The 14,375-nt window shown below is 70.4% G+C and carries 16 protein-coding genes; 8 read left to right on the top strand and 8 right to left on the bottom strand.

Annotation, left to right across the window (positions count from 1 at the left end; all coding sequences use genetic code 11):
- From FKO37_RS08020 to FKO37_RS08010, 3 genes are read left to right on the top strand one after another with little or no spacing between them, the layout of a single operon-like run.
- Positions 1-750, top strand: a complete 750-nt coding sequence (locus FKO37_RS08020) for a LamB/YcsF family protein (protein WP_037811012.1) — start codon at positions 1-3, stop codon at positions 748-750.
- Positions 747-1,352: an allophanate hydrolase subunit 1 gene (locus tag FKO37_RS08015; RefSeq protein ID WP_238604116.1), complete on the top strand. Its 606-nt coding sequence runs from the start codon at positions 747-749 to the stop codon at positions 1,350-1,352. Before FKO37_RS08020 ends, FKO37_RS08015 begins: the two co-directional genes overlap by 4 nt.
- Positions 1,349-2,224, top strand: coding sequence for a biotin-dependent carboxyltransferase family protein (locus tag FKO37_RS08010; RefSeq protein WP_238604115.1), 876 nt, complete (start codon positions 1,349-1,351; stop codon positions 2,222-2,224). Before FKO37_RS08015 ends, FKO37_RS08010 begins: the two co-directional genes overlap by 4 nt.
- Here FKO37_RS08010 and FKO37_RS08005 read toward each other — a convergent pair.
- The 7 genes from FKO37_RS08005 to FKO37_RS07975 form a co-directional block, all read right to left on the bottom strand.
- Positions 2,193-2,816 (bottom strand): alpha-ketoglutarate-dependent dioxygenase AlkB, encoded by a 624-nt coding sequence (locus tag FKO37_RS08005; protein WP_240014168.1) that lies wholly within the window; start codon positions 2,814-2,816, stop codon positions 2,193-2,195. The genes FKO37_RS08010 and FKO37_RS08005 overlap by 32 nt on opposite strands.
- Before the next feature lie 176 nt (positions 2,817-2,992).
- Entirely contained in the window at positions 2,993-4,048 is a 1,056-nt protein-coding gene (locus FKO37_RS08000) for an alcohol dehydrogenase catalytic domain-containing protein (RefSeq protein WP_238604113.1), read from the bottom strand.
- Positions 4,049-4,242: 194 nt separating this feature from the next.
- On the bottom strand, positions 4,243-4,593 hold the full coding sequence (locus FKO37_RS07995) for a hypothetical protein (RefSeq protein WP_037811001.1): 351 nt from the start codon (positions 4,591-4,593) through the stop codon (positions 4,243-4,245).
- Positions 4,594-4,665: 72 nt separating this feature from the next.
- Positions 4,666-5,484: an LLM class flavin-dependent oxidoreductase gene (locus FKO37_RS07990; RefSeq protein WP_037810999.1), complete on the bottom strand. Its 819-nt coding sequence runs from the start codon at positions 5,482-5,484 to the stop codon at positions 4,666-4,668.
- Between the two features lie 68 nt (positions 5,485-5,552).
- Complete coding sequence (locus FKO37_RS07985; RefSeq protein WP_009083739.1) at positions 5,553-6,236, bottom strand: metal-dependent transcriptional regulator; 684 nt, start codon at positions 6,234-6,236, stop codon at positions 5,553-5,555.
- A gap of 313 nt (positions 6,237-6,549) precedes the next feature.
- A complete protein-coding gene (locus FKO37_RS07980) occupies positions 6,550-6,990 on the bottom strand; it encodes a GNAT family N-acetyltransferase (protein ID WP_043830620.1) in 441 nt (146 codons plus the stop codon).
- A gap of 398 nt (positions 6,991-7,388) precedes the next feature.
- Positions 7,389-8,966: an amidohydrolase gene (locus FKO37_RS07975; protein WP_238604112.1), complete on the bottom strand. Its 1,578-nt coding sequence runs from the start codon at positions 8,964-8,966 to the stop codon at positions 7,389-7,391.
- 47 nt (positions 8,967-9,013) lie between these two features.
- On the opposite strand from FKO37_RS07975, the gene FKO37_RS07970 reads away from it, so the two are divergent.
- The 5 genes from FKO37_RS07970 to FKO37_RS07950 all read left to right on the top strand — a co-directional run bounded on the left by FKO37_RS07970 (position 9,014) and on the right by FKO37_RS07950 (position 13,126).
- Positions 9,014-9,757: an enoyl-CoA hydratase/isomerase family protein gene (locus tag FKO37_RS07970; protein WP_037810993.1), complete on the top strand. Its 744-nt coding sequence runs from the start codon at positions 9,014-9,016 to the stop codon at positions 9,755-9,757.
- A complete protein-coding gene (locus FKO37_RS07965; protein WP_037810991.1) occupies positions 9,754-11,292 on the top strand; it encodes an ATP-dependent acyl-CoA ligase in 1,539 nt (512 codons plus the stop codon). The genes FKO37_RS07970 and FKO37_RS07965 overlap by 4 nt, the downstream gene beginning before the upstream one ends.
- Positions 11,289-11,936: a TetR/AcrR family transcriptional regulator gene (locus FKO37_RS07960; RefSeq protein ID WP_037810989.1), complete on the top strand. Its 648-nt coding sequence runs from the start codon at positions 11,289-11,291 to the stop codon at positions 11,934-11,936. The genes FKO37_RS07965 and FKO37_RS07960 overlap by 4 nt, the downstream gene beginning before the upstream one ends.
- A gap of 46 nt (positions 11,937-11,982) precedes the next feature.
- On the top strand, positions 11,983-12,309 hold the full coding sequence (locus tag FKO37_RS07955) for a hypothetical protein (protein WP_037810987.1): 327 nt from the start codon (positions 11,983-11,985) through the stop codon (positions 12,307-12,309).
- Between the two features lie 127 nt (positions 12,310-12,436).
- The gene (locus tag FKO37_RS07950) at positions 12,437-13,126 is read left to right on the top strand and encodes a 4'-phosphopantetheinyl transferase superfamily protein (protein ID WP_037811207.1); all 690 of its coding nucleotides are present in this window, start codon (positions 12,437-12,439) and stop codon (positions 13,124-13,126) included.
- Between the two features lie 3 nt (positions 13,127-13,129).
- Here FKO37_RS07950 and FKO37_RS07945 read toward each other — a convergent pair whose 3' ends face one another.
- On the bottom strand, positions 13,130-14,290 hold the full coding sequence (locus tag FKO37_RS07945) for an isochorismate synthase MenF (RefSeq protein WP_037810985.1): 1,161 nt from the start codon (positions 14,288-14,290) through the stop codon (positions 13,130-13,132).
- Positions 14,291-14,375 lie beyond the last annotated feature (85 nt).

The raw sequence follows: 14,375 nt of genomic DNA, 5'->3' as shown, positions 1-14,375 counted from the left end.
ATGGACCTCAACAGCGACCTCGGCGAAGGCTTCGGCGCCTGGACCATGGGCGACGACGAAGCCATGCTCGACATCGTGACCAGCGCGAACATCGCGTGCGGCTTCCACGCGGGCGAGGCGCGCGTGATGCGCCGCGTGTGCGAACGCGCGGCCGAACGCGGCGTCACTATCGGCGCGCACGTCGGCTACCGCGACCTGGCCGGCTTCGGCCGTCGCGCGCTCGACATCGCGCCGGAAGACCTCGCGGACGAAGTTCTGTACCAAATCGGCGCTCTCGACGCCTTCGCGCGCGCGGCGCACAGCTGCGTGCGTTACGTGAAGGCGCACGGCGCGCTGTACAACACCGCAGCTGTCGATCCGGAGCAGGCGGCTGCGCTTGTCGAAGGCGTACGGCGCTATCACACCGATCTGGCACTGCTGTGTCCTCCGGACTCCGAAATGCTGCGCGCGGCTCAAGCGGCGGGCGTGCCTGCGTACGCAGAAGCGTTCGCCGACCGCGCGTACACGCCTGAAGGACGACTGGTGTCGCGCAAGCTGCCGGGCGCGGTGCTCCACGACGCTGACGAAGTCGCCGCGCGTGCGCTCACCATGGCGACCACCGGCGAGGTGGTCGACGCTGACGGCGGCAAGCTCACGCTACGGGCGGATTCCCTGTGCGTACACGGAGATACGCCCGGCGCGGTCGAGCTGGCCCGGCGGATTCGCGAGCTGCTCACCGAATCCGGCGTGGTGCTGAGGTCGTTCGTGTGAGCACTGTTTTGCGCTACGGCCGCTCCGCGTTGCTGGTGGAGGTCGACGACGTACTCGGGTTCCAGGCGGCCTGCGAAGCCGCCCAGCCCGAGGGCGTCGTTGAACTCGTGCCCGCCGCACGCACTCTGCTGGTCCGGTTCGATCGGGCCCGCACCGATTCGGCCACGCTCGCTCGTTCGCTTGCTTCACTGTCCACAATGGATGTTTCCGGACGCTCGGCGGACACCGTCACCTTGCCGGTGCGTTACGACGGCGCTGACCTGGCGGACGTCGCCGAGGCCGCCGGACTGTCGGTTTCCGAGGTCGTGCAACGGCATTCGGCAGCCACCTACGTCGCGGCTTTCTGCGGTTTCGCGCCCGGTTTCGCCTACCTGACCGGCCTCGACCCGGTGTTGCACCTGCCGCGCCGCAGCACGCCGCGCACACGCGTGCCCGCGGGTGCGGTCGCGATCGCCGGCGAGTACAGCGCGATCTACCCGCATCCCTCACCCGGCGGCTGGAACCTGCTCGGCCACAGCGACGCGCAGGTCTGGGACATCGGCCGCGAACAGCCGAACCTGCTGGTCCCGGGCACCCGAGTGCGGTTCGAGGCGATCCGGTGACCGGGAAGATCGAGATCTTCGCGCCCGGTCCGTTCGCGACCGTGCAAGACCTCGGCCGCCCGGGATACGCGGCAGTCGGCGTCGGCCGGTCCGGCGCGGCCGACCGGGGTTCGTTGAAACTGGCGAACCGGCTCGTCGGCAATCCGGAAACGCACGCGGCGCTCGAGGTCACCCTCGGCGGCCTGCGGCTGCGGGTTTCGGAGCACACCGTCGTCGCGGTCACCGGCGCGCAGCTGCCGATCCGCGCTGGCGGACGGGCCGCGGCCGTCGGTGCGCCGATCGTCCTGCGCCCTGGCGAAGAACTCGAACTCGGCGTCGCGTCGCTCGGCCTGCGCAGCTACCTCGCGGTGCGCGGCGGCCTGGACGTACCGCCGGTGCTCGGCGCGCGAGCCACCGACACGCTGGGCAAACTCGGCCCGCCCGTCCTCGCGGCGGGAATGACGCTGCCGATCGGTTCGGTGATCGAGCGCGACCCTTGTGTCGATCTCGCCCCGCTGCGCCAGCTCGCGGAAGAACCGGTGCTGCGCCTGGAACCCGGCCCGCGGCTGGACTGGTTCACCCCGTCCGCACTGTCCACTTTGCTCACTGCCGCCTACACCGTGACCAGCGACCTCGACCGCGTCGGCGTCCGGCTGGACGGCCCCGCGCTGACCCGCGCCCGCGTCGGCGAACTGGCCCCGGAAGCCGCCGTGCCCGGGGCGCTCCAGGTGCCGCCTTCCGGAGTGCCGATCCTGTTCCTGGCCGACCACCCGGTGACCGGCGGCTACCCCGTCGCCGCCGTCGTGGACGAAGATGATCTGGACCTCGCCGCCCAGCTCCGGCCCGGGCAGCGGGTCCGGTTCACTTCCCCGACACCCGCAACGTCAGGTTGAGCCTCCCGGTCAAGCCAAGATCCGGATCCGCCGTGCCGGGGAGGGTTTTCGGCACCCCGTGAAACGCCAGCCGCGCCGGGCCGCCGAACACGAACAGGTCGCCCGAACGCAGCTCGACATCGGTGTACGGCCGGTTGCGATGCTCGGTGTTGCCGAAGCGGAACACGCACGTGTCGCCGAGGCTCAGCGAGACCACCGGGTCCGTCGAGAGCTCGTCTTTGTCCTGGTGCATGCCCATTTTCGCGGTGGCGTCGTAGTAGTTCACGAGTGCCACGTCGGGCTGGTAGTCGTCGGCGGGCCGGTCGTAGGCGTCGGCGAGCGCGCGTCGGCCGAGGTCGACCAGCCAGTCCGGAAACGGCTCCACCGGCGAACCGTCCTCGCGCAGCCGTTCGTAGCGGTACGGTCGCCACTGCCAGCCCAGACAGACCGTACGCACCGACATCACTCCGCCGCCGGGAAGCCGGGTCGCCCGGTAACCGCGCCAGCCGCGACAGGCCGTGACGAGGTCGCGTTGTTCTTGCTCGGTGAGCCAATCCGGGACGTGCACCGCGCCCGGGGAGATTTCCCGGCGCGGACGCGGGAGCAGCTCCATCACGCCGCCCCGGGGCCGGCGGCCGCAGGAGCCACCCGGACGGGCGCTCCTGCGGCGGATTCCCCTCGCCACTTGCCGCCAAGCTTCGGAGAATTCCACACCGCCGAGGGTCCCGCCAGGCCTCGATCAGCTACAACTCGGACTCGCCACCCAGGGTGTATGCCGGTCACCATTCGTCACCCGAACTCGACGACAGTCACCCCGGCCCGGGCAGGCACCGGGTCACTCATCGCAGCGAGCGCCGCTGGCACCCCGTCCAGCCCGATCCGCGTGCCGATCAACCCGGCCAGATCGATGCCGGACCGCTCCACCACGCCCAGCAGCTCGGGATACTCATACGCCTGCAGCCCATGAACCCCGACGATTTCCAGCTCGCTGCCGACCACCCGGTGCATCGGAATCGGCGGCACCCCCTGACTGGGCGGCATCAACCCGGCCTGCACGTGGCGCCCGCGCTTGCGCAAGCTGCCCACCGAAGCCGCACAGGTGGCCGGGGAGCCAAGGCAGTCCAGCGACACGTGCGTACCGCCGTCAGTGCGCTCACGGACGTACGCGGCCAGCGCTTCGGGCCCGTCGAACGCGCTGGCGTCGACGCTCAGCACTGCGCCAGCACGCTCCGCCGCGGCACGCGCCTTCGGCGAGACGTCAACCGCAACCACCTTCGCGCCCGCAGCAGTCGCCAGGAGGACCGCGGAGATGCCTACGCCGCCACAGCCGTACACAGAGACCCACTGCCCCGCGCGTACGCCGCCCTGGCGCAACACTGCGCGGAAAGCCGTCCCGAAGCGGCAACCGAGCGCAGCAGCTTCCGCCGACGACATCGAGTCCGGCAACGCGACCAGGTTCGTCTGCGCGTGCTCGATGGCGACCTTCTCGGCGAAGGAACCCCAGTGGGTCGCACCGGGCTGGAACTCGTCGTCGCAGATCTGCTGGTCGCCCTTGGCGCACTGGGCACAGACGCCGCACGCGCACACGAACGGGACAGTGACCCGGTCGCCTTTCGTCCAGCCAACGACACCCGCACCGACCTCGACGATCCGCCCCGCGAGCTCGTGCCCGGCGACGTGCGGCAGCCGGACCGCCTCGTCGTGCCCCTGCCAGGTATGCCAATCGCTGCGGCACACCCCGGTCGCTTCGACCGCGATGACGACCCCGCCGTCCGAGGCCACCGGATCCGGTACCTCCCGCACTTCGGGAAGCACGCCGAACTCTTCGATCACGACCGCACGCATGGGGCCGATAGTAGAAGCCGCCTCGCGGACGGCTGGCTTCGCCGCCGCTTCCGACGTACCGCCACGTCCCGTCGGCCTTCCGGGAAAACCGCATCGGGTTTATCCATGCGCGGATCTTGCGAACGCGGCGGACGACGGTGCGTAAGCGTCGGGATACGCCTGCGCACTGCGCCGTCCGCCGCGGCCGGGCGCGCTCAGGAGAGCGGCTGGCCCGGCTGGTGGAACTGGCCGCGCGGACGCGGCGGGCCGAGCAGCCTGCGCAACGACCCGTCCGGGACGCCGAGGATCTGCTCGAGATTTCGCAATGCCCGCAACGATTCCGGGCGTTCCGGACGGCAGCGGCCGGATTGCCAGTGGCTCAATGTCGCGAGACTGACCGTGGTTCCCCTTCCCCGCAGCCGATATCTGATGCGTTCGAGGCCGAGCCCGCGGGCCCGGATGGCCGCGCGCAGCGCTTCGGCGAACGGGCCGGTTTCGAGCAATTGCCCGAGATCCCGTCCCGCAATACTCCCCCGGTCGATCGTCGGTGTTCGCTGACCGGTCATCGCACACGCTCCGAACCACGTCGCTGGGAAACCTCGGAGCGTAGGCCGGACACCGCATGATCGGAAGGGCTTTCACCCTTGTGCGGAGAGTGCCCGGGCAATCGCGGCGAACGGTTCGGCGTAGCCGGAATTGACCGTGACACAGGAAATCCCCCACCGCTCGCGCCAGCGGAGAAGCATTTCCCCGGCGGCGTCAGGGTTTTCCGGCACCACGGTGACCGCTTTCTCCTCGACCAGCTGCGGCACGTCGACCCCGGTGTAGCGGGCGAGCTGCGGGGAAGACTTGTCCCCGATCGCGGTGAGGTTCACCGCCAGTTCGACGTCCCGGCTTCCCGCGAACGAGCGAAAAGTGTCCACAATGGAGTCAGCCTGGTCCTCGGTCGTGCGCGGCCCCCAGGAAAACGTCACGACGTCGGCGGTGCGCGCGGCGAGCGCGAGCATTTTGGGCCCGGACCCCGCGAGCAATAGCCGCGGCCGCTCGGGGCGCTCCGAAAGCACCTCGATGGTGTCCGCCAACCGGGCGACGCGTTCACCCGGCGAAAGAAACTCGCGGCCCAGCGTCGCGGCGTGCTTGCCTGCCCCGGGATGCCCGACGCCCAGCCCCAGCAGGAAGCGGCCGCCAGTCGCCTGATGCAGTGAATCGGCTTGCCACGCGAGGTTCCGGGCGTCGCGGAAGGGATCGGCCAGCACGAAGGTGCCGACGGTGAGCGTGCTCGTGACCGCGGCGGCGGCCGGAACGAGCGTCAACGGGTCGAGCCCGCCGACCGGGTCGGTCGCGAACATCGTGTCGAGCCCGAGCTCCTCGATCCGGCGGGCCTGCGCGGTCCAGGACTCCAGATCCGGGGCGAACCCGGCGACGATGCCGAAACGGAACGGCTTGGTAGTGGTCATGCGACCCATCGTCGGCGGGTCAGCTGCCGGACACATCCGCCCAGCAGCGACACTCGCGCGTACGCCCCTCAGCGCAGGGTGACCGACAACGCCTGCGCGATCTCCTTGCCGATAGCGTGCGTAGCGGCGTCCGGCGGCTGGCCGACCTTCACCACCATCGGCCCGCCGAACGGCTGCCGCTCGACGACCTCGATGCGCTCGCCGAGCCCGATCGCGTGCTCGGTGAGGTAGCGAAGCAGGTCCGGATCGGTGTCCCACACGCGGACGATCTCGCCAACCGCACCGGGCGGCAGGTCGTCCAGGATGCGCATCGGAAGCTCCTCGACGCTGCCGTCCGGAGCCGGGATCGGATCCCCGTGCGGATCCCGAACGGGGTTGCCGAGCTTGGCCGCGATCCGGTCGACAAGCCGATCGGAGACGGCGTGCTCCAGCGCGTCGGCCTCGGCGTGGACCTCGTCCCAGGTGTAGCCGAGTTCGGAGACCAGGTACGTCTCGATCAGCCGGTGCCTGCGCAGCACCGACCGGGCGAGCTGCCGCCCCTCGGAGGTCAGCTCGATGCCGCGGTAGGGCACATGCGCGACCAGGCCGAGCTGGGAAAGCTTGGTGACCATCCCCGACGCCGACGACGGACTCACCTCAAGCCGCCCGGCCAGCGACGCGTTGGTGACCGCCTCGCCCCGTTCGACCAGCCCGTAGATCACGCGCACGTAGTCCTCGACCGACGACGACCTCCGGACGGAACCATCTCCCATGCCGCATACGATACGGGGCCAAGCCTGCCGGGGTCGCCCGGTCAGGGGCGGTGGGGGTGGGCCGGGGGTTGTTGTCGCGGGACTGCGGTCGGTGGGAGCGTTGGTCGGCTCCCTGGTGCTCGGTCAGGTCCTAGGCGGCTGTCCGGATGCCGCTCTTCATTCTTCCCAGCTGGCAGGTCGGCGTGCGCGTTCCGCGGCGGAGGCACCCGGCCATCCGCCGCCGGTGTCCCTGCCGTTCGCGATCGCGCTGTTCTCCGCAGCCGCCCGGTGACAGCTGTCGCGTGCTTATCGACGCGACGCCCCGACTGTCAGATCACGGCCGCCAGCGGTAGCGGATCCAGCCCGGCACCGGTTCCGCGCCGAGTTGCGCGTAGAACGCCTCCGCCTTGGCGTTGCCAGCCTGCATGTCCCACTCGACGCGCCCCGTCGTGCGGGCGCGCAGTGCGTCGAGCAGTTCCCTGCCCAGCCCGTGCCTGCGGTGCTCCGGGCGGATGAACAGGTCATCGAGCCAAATACCGGGGCGTCCCTCCCACGTGGAGAAATTCCAGCTGCAGAAGGCGAACCCGGCAACGACGTCCGGACGTCCCGGCGGCGTGCACATCAGCACCCACGCCTTCGGCTCCGGACCGAACAGGTGGCTGCTCATCTCGGCGCGGTCGAGTTTGAGGTCGTGCTTGTCCTCGTAGACCGCGTGTTCCTCGATGAGGCTGCAGATCTCCTCGACATCCTCGAAGACGGCGTCGCGAACGGGCATCGGGCACCCCTTTTTTGTCGGTGGTGGCGGCTACGGTGCAGGTATCAGAGCAGGGCAATGGAAATCCGGCGCGGCGGAGCCGGTGTGGAGCGGTACGAGAGGGAAGGAGTTGGTGACGGTTGATCGGTGAATCGACAAGTGAATAGGCGCATGAGTCGGCCAGGGAGCCGTCGAGCAGTGGCGAGCACACTCGCTGACCGCCGGACGGCGAGGAGCGCGCAAGCCGATCCACGGACGTTGGCGAACACGCAAGCCAACCGACAATCGTTGGCGAGCGTTCAAGCCAACCACCGAGCGGCGCGGAGCACCCGACCAAGCCGTCACCGAGCGGTGGCGACCACCCACCCCAACTGGCAGGAAAACCAGCCCACCAGCCGACCGCACGACGGGCCTCCCCATCACGAGGCCTCGTACCGGAGTTCTCCGCCCACCGCGGTGCCGAGCACGCGGGCGTCCTCCACAGTGGACAGTGGGTCCGCGGACAGCACCACGAAGTCCGCGAGCTTGCCCGGCTCCAGGGTGCCCAGGTAGCTCTCCGCGAAGGTCGCGTAGGCCGAGCCGTAGGTGTAAGCGCGCAGGGCCTCCGCCGGGGTCAGCGCTTCCTCTACCGCGAACGGTTCGCCGGTGGACGTGCGGCGGTGGACCATGTCGGCGAGGCCGAGCAGGGGGGCGCCGTCGACGACGGGGCGGTCTGAGCTGGCTGGCAGGACGCATCCGGCGTCGAGGACGCTGCGGAGGCGGTAGCACCACGGCACCCGCGCTTCGCCGAGGGCTGCGCGCATGCCGTCGCCCAGTTCGTTCACGAAGCGGCCTTGTGGTGACGCGATCAGGCCCAGCGCGGCCAGGCGGGTCAGTTCCGCGGGCGGGAGTACGGCGCAGTGTTCGACGCGGTGCCGGTGGTCCGGGCGCGGGTTGGCGGCCAGGGCGGCTTCGTAGGCGTCCAGGACGACCGTGATGGCTCGGTCGCCGATGGCGTGGGTCGCGATTTGCCAGCCGGCGTCGTGAGCCTGGCGGATGGTGGCCGTCAGCTCGTCCTCGGGCACCTGGAAGTAGCCGCGGTTGTCCGGTTCGCCGTCGAACGGTTCGTGCATCGCGCAGGTGCGGCCGACCAGCGAACCGTCGGCGAAGAGTTTCATCGGGCCGATCCGCAGCCACTCGTCGCCGAGGCCGGTGCGCAGGCCTAGGTCCAGGCCGAAGCCGGCGCCGTCGGGGAGGTCGTGCAGGACGCTCGCGGCGACCATCACCGTGCTGCGGACTCGCAGGACGCCGCGTTCGCGCGCGAGCTGGTACGCGGCCAGCTCCGCTGGCGTCTCGCCGACCAGGCCGCCGCCGATGCCGGCTTCCTGGACGCTCGTGATGCCCTCGGACAGGTACTGCCGGCTCGCCCGGTCGAGGCCTCGGACCACCGATTCGAGCGGCGTCGGGTACGTCAGCGGGCGCAGCAGCAACTGCGCCTGCTCGCGCAGCAAACCGGTCGGCGAGCCGTCGGCCGACTGGACGACGTCGCCGCCGACGGGGACGTTCGCGAGGTCCAGCTGGTCCAGCACCGCGGAGTTGACCAGCGTCATGTGGCCGGACGTGTGCTTGAGCCGCACGAGCATGCCGGGTGCGGCGCGGTCGAGGCCGTGCCGGTCGGGGTGCTCACCTCCGGCGAGTTTGTTCTGGTCGTAGCCGCTGCCGACGACCCAGCTCCCGGCGGGCAGCTCGGCCGCGCGCCGGGCCACCGCGTCGTACACCTCGTCGACGCTGCGGCAGTCGCTGAGCGGCACGTCGTCCAGGCCCATGCCGAACCAGGCCATGTGGTTGTGCGCGTCGTGGAACCCAGGCGCGACGAAACCCCCGCCGAGGTCTACCCGGCGGCGGGCGGACAGTTCGCGCGCGTCGTCGCCCAGCGCCACGATCCGGCCGTGCAGCACCGCCAGCGCGGTGTCGCCGGTGACCAGCCTGGCGTTCTCGTACACCGCGTCAACCTGCATGCCCTGGACACTATCGATCGATCGATCGAACGTCTAGGCTCCCCTCCATGAGCACCGTTGACCTGGCCCTCGAGGGCGGCATCGCGCAGATCCGGCTGAACCGGCCCGAGCGGCTCAACGCCGTCGCGCCCGTGCTGGTGGACGACTTCCTCACCGCACTGGAGGAGGTCGCGCACAGCGAAGCCCGCGTCGTCCTCCTCACCGGCAACGGCCGCGCCTTCTGCGCCGGGCACGACCTGAAGGAACCCACCCCGGAGGGTGACTCCCGCGCCAGGCTGGAGCGGCTCCAGGACGTCACGCGCCGGTTGCGCGCGCTGCGGCAGCCGGTGATCGCCGCCGTGCACGGGTACGCGATCGGCGCGGGCGCGGAGTTCGCGCTGGGCTGCGACCTGATCCTGGCCGCCGAGGACGCGGTGTTCGCGTTCCCCGAGGTGTCGCTGGGGCTGAGCGTCACCGGTGCCGCGTCGAGGCTGCTCCCGCTGCTGGTCGGGCCGGTCAAGGCGAAGGAACTGCTGCTGCTCGGCGACCGGTTCGACGGCCGTCGCGCGCACGACCTCGGCCTCGTCAACGCCGCCGTGCCAGCGGACGAGCTGATGCCCCTCGCGCTCGGCTGGGCGGAGAAGATCGCGCATCACCCGCCGGAGGCCGCCACGATGGCGAAGCGAGCACTCGACGCCGGGATCGACCACGCCTTCGACTCAGCGCTGGAACTCGAGGTCACCCATGCCCTAATCACCGAGCACTCGGCCGCCGTCCGCGAGTCGACCGAAGCGTTCCGGAGCCGGGCGTGACGCCGCTGCAGAACGTCGACACGCTGGTCGCGCTGGTCACGCGCGCCGCGCAGCTCTGGCCGGACCGCACCGCGTGGATCTTCGACAGCACCGGCACCAGGTTCACCTTCGCCGAGGTCGACGACCGCAGCGGACGCCTGGCTAAAGCGCTCCAGGAACAAGGCGTCCGGGCAGGCGATCGCGTCGCGGTGATGCTCCGCAACGAGCCGGAATTCCCGCTCATGTGGCTCGCACTCGCCAAACTCGGCGCCGTTCTGGTTCCGGTGAACATCAACTACCGCGAATTCGACGGCGCGCACGTCCTGCGCCACTCCGGCGCGCGCTTGGCGGTAGCCGCCGAAGAGTTCGTGGAACTGCTGGAGAAAATCGCGCCGGAAACAGCCGTGGAACGCGTCCTCACGCCGGACGCGCTCAAGTCGGAAACACGCTGCGAACCTGAATTGGTGGTGGCGGCCGAACAGCCGGTCAACATCCAGTACACCTCCGGCACCACCGGCGCGCCGAAGGGCTGCGTGCTGCCGCACCGGTACTGGACCACGCTCGCGATCGGACTCGCCACCGACTTCCCCGCCGTCGGCGAAGACGACATTCTGCTTACCGCACAACCGTTCCACTACATTGATCCACAGTGGAACGTCGCGCTCGCGCTGGCCGCCGGAGCGACGCTCGTCGTACTGGACCGCTTCCACCCCTCCACCTTCTGGGCGAAGGTCCGCGAGTACGAGGTCACCTGGTTCTACTGCCTCGGCCTGATGCCGACGCTGCTGCTGCGCCAGCCGCCGCATCCGGACGACCGGAACCACCGCGTCCGCGCCATCAGCGCGTCGGCGATCCCGCCGGACCTGCACGCTCAGCTGGAAGAACGCTGGGGCGTGCCGTGGTACGAGGCGTTCGGGATGACCGAGACCGGCGGGGACATCCGGGTTTCCGAATCCGACCACGACGCCGCGGTGGGCACCGGCTGCATCGGACGGCCGACCCGCGACCGCGAAGCGATGATCGCCGGCGAGGACGGGAAACCATTGCCTCGTGGGGAAACCGGCGAGCTGCTGATCCGCGGCATCGGGCTGATGCACGGCTACCACGAGGATCCCGAAGCGACCGCGCGCGCCTTCGCCGGCGGCTGGTTCCACACCGGCGACCTCGCCCGGATGGACGACGAAGGCCGCGTCTACTACCTCGGCCGCACCAAGGACATGATCCGGCGCAGCGGCGAGAACATCTCCGCCGACGAGGTCGAGCGCGCGCTGCTGCAACATCCGAAGGTGCAACTCGCGGCCGTCCTCGCGGTACCGGACGAGCTGCGCGGCGAGGAAGTGAAGGCGTACGTGGTGTGCGGCGAGAACCGGCCGTCACCCGAGGAGCTGGCGGAGTTCTGCGCGCAGCAACTGGCGTACTTCAAGGTGCCGCGCTTCTGGGCCTTCGCGGACGACCTGCCGCGCACGCCGTCCGAACGCGTCGCGAAGGGCGAACTGCGGAAGGTCGCCGACCTGCGCGCCGGTTCCTGGGACCGCAGCACCGGGGAGTGGCGATGAGCAGCGCCGAACGCGTCCGGGCGGCCGCCGTGAAACTGTTCGCCACCAAGGGTTTCCACGGCACAGGCATTCGGGATCTGGCCCAGGAAGCCGAACTTTCTTCGGCGACGCTCTACCACTACATGGGCACCAAGGAAGATCTTCTTGTCGAGATCATGACGACCTCGCTGCACCGCCTGATCGACGCGGTCGCGAAGGCCACCGCGGGCAGCGACGATCCGGTGGCCCGGATGCGCACGCTGGTCGCGCTGCATGTCCTCGCGCACGCCGCCCAGCCGGGCGAAACCCGGGTGGTGGACAACGAAGTCGACGCGCTTTCGGCTCCGGCGCGTGCCCAGGTCGTCGCGCTGCGGGACGAATACGAGCAGTTCTGGGCGAAGGCGATCGAAGACGGCGCCGCGGCGAACGTGTTCCACACCGCACAACCGGCCGTGACGCGGCTCGCATTGCTGGAAATGTGCAGCGGCGTGGCCCGGTGGTATTCCCCGAAGGGCCCGCTCAAGCTCGAAGACCTGGCCACGCACTACGCGGAGCTGGCATTGCGGGCCCTCGGACATCCGGTCGCGGTGCGTGCGCACGACCTCCGGCAATGCCTCGAAGTGGTCGCCCAGGTGTGGGACTTGCCTGTCCAAGAGGGCTTTTAGCGCCGTACGCCTTGCTCAGACGGCGAACGTGGGGGACGCTCGAAGGGTGACTGAGCAAACGATCCAACTCGAACTGGACGACTCGGGTCTCTCTCCTGGCCTGCCCGCGCCTTCAAACCCGCGCGATCAGGTCCAGGACGTGCCGTATCGACCAGTCGAGTTTCGTGACGACGACCTGCCCAGCGCGCTCGAGCGCTGCGCAGTCTGGCTGCGCCAAGCGCAGGAGTGGCTGGGAGAACCGCTCGACGTCCTCGCGATCCACCTAGACTACGACGAGCGACAGGGTTCGCCCTACTACGACGTGAAATTGCTGTGCAACGAGGAGGACCTAGCCGGGGTCCCGATCGCGATGCGCGACAAGAACAAGTCTTAGCACTCGTCATCTCCGCCGCGAAGGCCCTCTCGGACTCCGAGGGGGCCTTCGCCGCGTTCGGGATAGGGGCATGACAAACCTCGGCGCGCCCGGGCAAGATCGGAGGCGGACGAGGGAGGGTATGCCGGTGACCGAAATCGTGGTGCGCTGGTCCGAACCGCTGCCCGCGGAGGACCGCTACCTGAAGCTGCTGGACGACCTGGAGAGAGGCCGCTACGACGCGTACCGGCTCGAAATCGACCAGCGCCGCTTTCTGACCGGCCGGGTGCTCGCGAAGACCCTCGTCGCGGAACGGCTCGGCGGCGGGGCGGAGTCCGTGCGCTTCGACGCGACCTGCGACGACTGCGGCAAACCGCACGGCCGTCCGCGCGTGCCGGGTTCGGACCTCGTGCTGTCGATCTCGCATTCGGGCAATCTGATCGGCCTCGCGGTCGCCGACGGCGTGCCGGTAGGCCTCGACGTCGAAACCGCCAGCCGCAAGGCGGACGCGTCGCTCGTGGAGTACGCGCTGAGCCCGGCCGAGCGGGAAGCGGTCGCGGGCCTGTCGGACGAGGAGCGTTCGGCAGCCTTCTTCATCTACTGGACGCGCAAGGAAGCGGTGATGAAGGCCACCGGCAAGGGGCTGAAGATCCCGCTGCAGAGCATCACGTTCTCCCGCTACGACGCTCCCGCCGAGCTGATGGCCTCCGGTGACGAGGCGCTGGACCCGGCGCGCACCCGGCTAGCCGACCTCAAGGCGGCGGACGGGCACCGGGCGGCGGTCGCGGCGCTGACCTCGGACAGCCTGAGCGTCACCGAGGAGCACTGGCTGCCGTAAGCCTCAGGACGCGCTGTCGTCCAGCCCCATCGCGCCGAGCAGCGTGCGGAACTTCGCGATCGTCTCCTGGTACTCGGTGTCCGGGTCCGACGCGGGCACGATGCCGCCGCCCGCGAAGAGCCGCATCGACTTCTCGGCCACCTCGGCGCAGCGGATCGCGACGGCCCACTCGCCGTCTCCCGCCGCGTCGACCCAGCCGACCGCGCCCGCGTAGTACCCGCGGTCGAACGGCTCCAGTTCCTGCACCAGGTCGCGCGCGGCGACGGTCGGGGTGCCGCAGACGGCCGGGGTCGGGTGCATCGCGGCAGCGAGGTCGAGAGCGGTCACCGAGCGGTCCGCCAGCTCGCCGGTGATGGACGTCCGCAGGTGCCAGATGGCGGGCGTGGAGACCAGCTCAGGGCCGGCCGGGACGTCGAGTTTGCGACAGAACGGCCGCAGCGACTCGACGACGTAGTCGATCACCAGGTCGTGCTCTTCCCGGTCCTTCGCGGACGCTAGGAGGGCTTCGCCGTTGGCCCGGTCGGTCTCCGGGTCAGCCGAACGCGGCATCGACCCGGCGTGCGGGGTCGTGAACACGGAGTCGCCCGTCCGGGAAAGCAGCAGCTCAGGGGTGGCCCCGACGAGCGTGCGGCCGCCGGGCAGTTCGGCGGCGTAAGTGAAGTGGCGCGGGTTGCCGCGCGCGAGGTTGCGCACGATCGCCTCGACCGGGATCGGCGCGTCGAACTCCAGCTCGAGCGCACGGGCCAGCACAGCTTTGCGCAGGTCACGGTCGCGCAGCGCGGCGACGGCGGCCCGCACGTTCTCGCGGTGGCCGTCGGCGGAGGGAAGCCGCCGGGTGGCCGCCGGGGCGGGCAGGTCGGCGGCGGGCGGCGCGGCCGAGGCCTCGCCTTGGGCGCGGTGCACCGTCCGGGGCAGCACGAGGTGCCCCGGCGAGGCAGCGCCGGGTCCGGTGTCGAACGGCAGCACGCCGACGGCGAGCGGCACGCCGGAACTGTCCAGCTCAGCGGCAGCCGAGCGGGCGAGGCGGCGTGGGTCGGCGTCGGTGACTGTCCCGAGCGCACCGCGGGCGAGCAGGGCGCGCCGGGCGGTCGCGAACAAGAAGTCGCCACGCTGGTAGCGGACGGTGGTCTCGGCCGGGGTCGCCGGCGCGGTACTGGTCGTCACTTCACCAGCGTCTCAGGATCCGGGAGCGCCGCGGGGAAAGTGTCGCCGGTGCAACACCTCGCGCCACCTTCCCCGCGGCCGCCGG

Origin of the sequence: Amycolatopsis sp. Poz14 (assembly GCF_006704225.1) — a bacterium.
Lineage (GTDB): Bacteria > Actinomycetota > Actinomycetes > Mycobacteriales > Pseudonocardiaceae > Amycolatopsis > Amycolatopsis nivea.
Note: the sequence above shows the minus strand (reverse complement) of the source record. Positions and strands in the feature narration are given on the sequence as shown.

Excerpts from the sequence above, each read along its gene's own strand:
- FKO37_RS08020 (WP_037811012.1), top strand. The coding sequence starts at position 1 with ATGGACCTCAACAGCGACCTCGGCGAAGGCTTCGGCGCCTGGACCATG.
- FKO37_RS08005 (WP_240014168.1), bottom strand. The coding sequence starts at position 2,816 with ATGGAGCTGCTCCCGCGTCCGCGCCGGGAAATCTCCCCGGGCGCGGTG.
- FKO37_RS08000 (WP_238604113.1), bottom strand. The coding sequence starts at position 4,048 with ATGCGTGCGGTCGTGATCGAAGAGTTCGGCGTGCTTCCCGAAGTGCGG.
- FKO37_RS07995 (WP_037811001.1), bottom strand. The coding sequence starts at position 4,593 with ATGACCGGTCAGCGAACACCGACGATCGACCGGGGGAGTATTGCGGGA.
- FKO37_RS07990 (WP_037810999.1), bottom strand. The coding sequence starts at position 5,484 with ATGACCACTACCAAGCCGTTCCGTTTCGGCATCGTCGCCGGGTTCGCC.
- FKO37_RS07985 (WP_009083739.1), bottom strand. The coding sequence starts at position 6,236 with ATGGGAGATGGTTCCGTCCGGAGGTCGTCGTCGGTCGAGGACTACGTG.
- FKO37_RS07980 (WP_043830620.1), bottom strand. The coding sequence starts at position 6,990 with ATGCCCGTTCGCGACGCCGTCTTCGAGGATGTCGAGGAGATCTGCAGC.
- FKO37_RS07975 (WP_238604112.1), bottom strand. The coding sequence starts at position 8,966 with ATGCAGGTTGACGCGGTGTACGAGAACGCCAGGCTGGTCACCGGCGAC.
- FKO37_RS07970 (WP_037810993.1), top strand. The coding sequence starts at position 9,014 with ATGAGCACCGTTGACCTGGCCCTCGAGGGCGGCATCGCGCAGATCCGG.
- FKO37_RS07960 (WP_037810989.1), top strand. The coding sequence starts at position 11,289 with ATGAGCAGCGCCGAACGCGTCCGGGCGGCCGCCGTGAAACTGTTCGCC.